Source organism: Dethiosulfatibacter sp., from assembly GCF_983023055.1.
In genome coordinates this window covers 1-2998 of record NZ_CEZJXU010000331.1, presented here as the reverse complement: position 1 = coordinate 2998, position 2998 = coordinate 1, and the positions used below count along the sequence as shown (strand labels likewise).

2 protein-coding genes are annotated in these 2998 nt (G+C 39.8%); both read left to right on the top strand.

Annotated features, from left to right (window positions below; all coding sequences use genetic code 11):
* Positions 1-698: 698 nt before the first annotated feature.
* Entirely contained in the window at positions 699-854 is a 156-nt protein-coding gene (locus AC3AX0_RS10515) for a hypothetical protein (protein WP_487550244.1), read from the top strand.
* Positions 855-887: 33 nt separating this feature from the next.
* Positions 888-2714, top strand: coding sequence for a recombinase family protein (locus AC3AX0_RS10510; protein WP_487550243.1), 1827 nt, complete (start codon positions 888-890; stop codon positions 2712-2714).
* Positions 2715-2998 lie beyond the last annotated feature (284 nt).

The window sequence follows — 2998 nt, the reverse complement described above, 5'->3', positions numbered from 1 at the left end:
TCTTATGAACCCTGAAAAATCAGAAAAGCCGGCTTGGTTCGCCAGGCGGGCTTTTAATTTTCAAGAAGTAGTGATTTATCAGACAGGCTTTTCCTACAGCACTATACGGACTCAACCGTAACCACTCGATAGCTATATGCACACTTTGCTTACCTTAGAAATCAAGAAGGCCCTTGAAGCGAACTGGACGTACAGAGAATAACCATTGGATTACCTTTGGTTTTCAAGGAACATCATGAGAAATATATTTCTAAAGTAATTTCCTAACAAAGTTGTTAGTTCCAAATCTTTTTCTACTATTTTTTGTAGCTATTCGTTTAACTAAACTATTTTTTTATTTTTTTTCTGTGTTTTAGTTTTTCCATAAAACCTTTTTTTTGTTTCTGTTGTTTATTTAATTTTTTTCTCATGCTGTTTCTTAATATCTGATGATTTTTTTCTTTTTCTATATCATATATCTAAATGCGCATTTTTTGATGGAGTTGCACTGTTCTTTACTTTCATGTACCTTTGAATTATGGTAGAAATTTTTGAAAAATCACTGAACCTATAATTTAGAGCGAGATACATCCATCAAGCTAATCGTACAAAGGAAAAACGGCCTAGCTAGGCACAACCCGGGCCTGAACTGATCATTAAAACGAATGGTTTGGAGGGTAAAAAGGATAATAGGTTGTCCGTTGGGAGAATTGGAACCCATGGGAGATGAATCTCTTCATAAAACCAATAGAGGCCCCAGGGACCAGGCCACCCGTGCACTCTTAGACCATATTGCACACATATTAGCTAGAGGCCATGCTGAGTTATCAATAAACAACAAAAAAAAATCAGACGAAAAGAAAAATAATCACTAGACGTTTAAAGGATTACTTGTGTGGAGGCAGACAATGAAAGCAGCAGCTTATGCGCGATACAGTAGTGACAACCAGCGAGAGGTAAGTCTTGATGATCAAATCAATGCTTGTAAGAAATATGCACAAAAAAATAATATTCTTATTGATGAGAGGCATATTTATACAGATGCGGCCACCTCAGGGTCACTGCGTGACAGAACAGGACTGAACAGACTGAAGGAAGATGCCCGTGCTGGATTATTTGATATTGTTATAGTGGACGATTTATCAAGGCTTGATAGAAACGCTAGCAGGACTTTGACAACAATTCAAGAATTGATTTATTTAGGAGTTTCATTACGCTCAGTAGCCGAAAATCTTGATACGAGTAATGAAGATTCGAAGCTTAGTTATCAAGTTAAAGCCATAATGAATGAAAGCTTCATTGATGATTTGCGAAAAAAAACTATTCGAGGGCAACTTGGACAAAAACAACGCGGGTATTTTGTTGCAGAGGCTGCTTTTGGTTATAAGTCCGAACCAGTAGGTATTTTAATTGCTGACAAAAAAGGAAGGTTGAGGCCCGAAGGTTACAAAATGCGCATTGTTGAGCACGAAGCCACTATCGTAAAGAGGATTTTCCAAATGTGCGCCGATGGAAAATCGACAAACAAAATTGTAAAGACGTTAAACGAAGAGGAAATTCAGAGCAGCAAACACGAGAAGCATGGCTGGAATACTTCAACCATCTACCGAATTTTAAGAAATGAGAAGTATATAGGAAAATGGGTTTGGGGAAAAAGACAGAACAGGCTCGACCCGATTACAGGTATTATCAAACAGAGACTTCGGCCCGAGGGACCATTATATGAAGGATTTTATGAAGAGCTACGAATAATCCCCGAGGAATTATGGGATAAAGTCCAAAAAAGACTAGAAGAGATATCAGAAACTGGGCCAGCCAAGAAAGGTAAAAAAGGCTTTTCAAAAACACAAAATAGTTACGTTAAGAAATTCCCTCACGAGCTATTATCTGGGGCGATGATCTGCTCCCTGTGCGGGTGTTCGATAGGAAAAGTCGGCGGCAAAGCAGGTGGGTATTACGGGTGCCTTAAAGCTGCCCGCAGAGGGTGTAGCAACAAGATCCTCGTGAGGAAAAGTGTCGCTGAGCAAATAATACTTTCTGAAGTAGCCAAGCTTATTGGTGATTCTGCTTCTATAAAATACGTATTATCAAGGGTTGAAGAACTTAGTGCCAAACTTATCTGTACTGTACCGAAGGAAATCCAAACTAAGAAAACAGAGCAGGCTCAACTTAAAAAAAGGATTAATAACTTCGTCTCTTTCATATCCGAAGGAAATTCTAGTAAAAATGTCGCTGAATCACTTTCGTTTTCAGAACAAAGAATGGAAATTTTAGAAGCGGAACTGAAAATTTTGGAGGCAACAAAAGAAAACGCCTTCAAAGCACCTCCATTAGAGTGGATTGCAGATGCTATTAGACATATAAAAGAAATCCTTGAAATGCAAACCGAACAGTCAGCCCTTCTGCTGAGAAAGCTGCTTGGCCAAATATCACTGAAACCAGTTTACCCTAAAACTGGAAAACCATACCTGGTGGCGATGTCCAACCTGCAACCGTTAGCCCTGCTCGAAGATAAAAGGCCCCAAAAGGGGCCTTTATCTACAGAATCCGATTCCGGTTTGGACACCGGTTCGAATTCATTTCATTGGTGGAGGTGGCGGGAATCGAAGCCGACACCCATTTTATACCATCCAGCCATTTTTCTTTATATTTCGGTAATTTGCGATGACTCACCAATCTTTTCAAACTGGCATCAATACGTCAAAGTTCAGGAAAGTTCGGGAAAATCCATCTAGAATGGTGAAAGTTTGGTGAAAGTCCAGAGAAAGTGCCGGCAGAATAATTGTCTAAAATTCGCGTCGAAGGCGGACGTAAACCCGCAGCGAACATTCGATGAAACCGAAGTGACTACATCGCCTTCGTTTGCGTTAGTCTATCAAAATACTCACTATTGTGCCCTATAAATTTCCACGCTGGTCAGTGATTGAATCTATTGGCCACAGAATGCAGGAGACGATCTATGCACCACAGAAGTTTTCCCGATACCGGTTTTGTACGACTCTCTCAAATCATTGGCAAC